1 protein-coding gene is annotated in these 1,423 nt (G+C 66.1%); it reads left to right on the forward strand.

Features of this window, described 5'->3' with window-relative positions; all coding sequences use genetic code 11:
• Positions 1 to 129: 129 nt before the first annotated feature.
• Positions 130 to 1,374: an IS256 family transposase gene (locus tag ACFWQC_RS28320; protein ID WP_378686182.1), complete on the forward strand. Its 1,245-nt coding sequence runs from the start codon at positions 130 to 132 to the stop codon at positions 1,372 to 1,374.
• The last annotated feature ends 49 nt before the right edge of the window (positions 1,375 to 1,423 follow it).

A 1,423-nucleotide genomic window follows, 5' to 3' on the forward strand; every position in this document is an offset into this window, starting at 1 on the left:
AGTTGAGTCCCCGATAGTGGTGTAGCGCGGTCGCCCAGGTCGTTGCCGGCGTGTACGTCGGACGACGGTGCGGCCACCGCGTGATCCTTCGAGTTCACCTTCCACAGCTCTCTCGAACGGAACCACACGATGACCGCACCACACATTGTTGACCCTGCAGGCCTGCTCGGTGAAGCCCTGGCTGAGGCCAGTCCTGATCTGATGCGATCGCTGCTGCAGTCGATCATCAACGCCCTGCTCTCCGCCGACGCTGATGCGGTCGTCGGTGCCGAGTACGGCCGGCCCTCGCCGACCCGGACCAGCCAACGCAACGGCTACCGCCACCGTGACCTCGACACCCGCGTCGGGACCGTCGATGTCGCGATCCCCAAACTGCGTCAGGGGACCTACTTTCCCGAGTGGCTCCTCGAGCGCCGCAAACGTGCTGAGTCCGCGCTGGTCACGGTCGTGGCTGACTGCTACCTCGCCGGTGTCTCCACCCGCCGGATGGACAAGCTGGTCAAGACGCTGGGGATCGACTCGCTCTCGAAGTCGCAGGTCTCTCGGATGGCCACCGATCTGGACCAGATCGTCGAGGAGTTCCGTCACCGGCCCCTGGGTGATGCTGGGCCGTTCACGTTCGTCACCGCCGACGCGCTCACGATGAAGGTTCGTGAAGGTGGTCGGGTCATCAACGCCGTGGTGTTGCTCGCGACCGGCGTCAACGGGGATGGTCACCGCGAGGTCCTCGGCATGCGCGTGGCCACCGCCGAAACCGGTGCCGCGTGGAACGAGTTCTTCGCTGATCTCGTCGCCCGCGGCCTGTGCGGGGTCCGGCTCATCACCAGCGACGCCCACGCCGGGCTGCGTGAGGCGATCGCTGCGAACCTGCCCGGCGCGACCTGGCAACGCTGCCGCACCCACTACGCCTTCAACCTGATGGGCGTGACCCCGAAGAGCATGTGGCCGGCCGTGAAAGCGATGCTGCACTCGGTCTATGACCAACCCGATGCCACCGCTGTCGAGGCTCAGTTCGACCGGCTGCTCGACTACGTCAGCGAGAAACTCCCCGCAGTGGCCGAGCACCTCGACCGCGCCCGCGCCGACCTACTGGCCTTCGCCACGTTCCCGAAGGAGATCTGGACCCAGATCTGGTCCAACAACCCCACCGAACGCCTCAACAAGGAGATCCGCCGCCGCACCGACGCTGTCGGGATCTTCCCCAACCGCAACGCGATCGTGCGCCTGGTCGGCGCCGTCCTGGCAGAACAAACCGACGAGTGGGCCGAAGGCCGCCGCTACCTCGGACTCGACGTCCTGGCCCGATCACGCATGAACATCGTGCCCACCGAACCCGAGATCGGAGCTGATGACCTGCCCGCGCTGACTGCCTGACCCCTCATCAAGGAGAACGCAGCGCTACACCACTACCTGGGACTTGACC

Source organism: Nocardioides sp. NPDC058538, from assembly GCF_042719275.1.
GTDB lineage: Bacteria > Actinomycetota > Actinomycetes > Propionibacteriales > Nocardioidaceae > Nocardioides.

What these genes read in the sequence shown, in the direction of transcription:
- ACFWQC_RS28320 (WP_378686182.1), top strand. Translation starts at nt 130, where the DNA reads ATGACCGCACCACACATTGTTGACCCTGCAGGCCTGCTCGGTGAAGCC.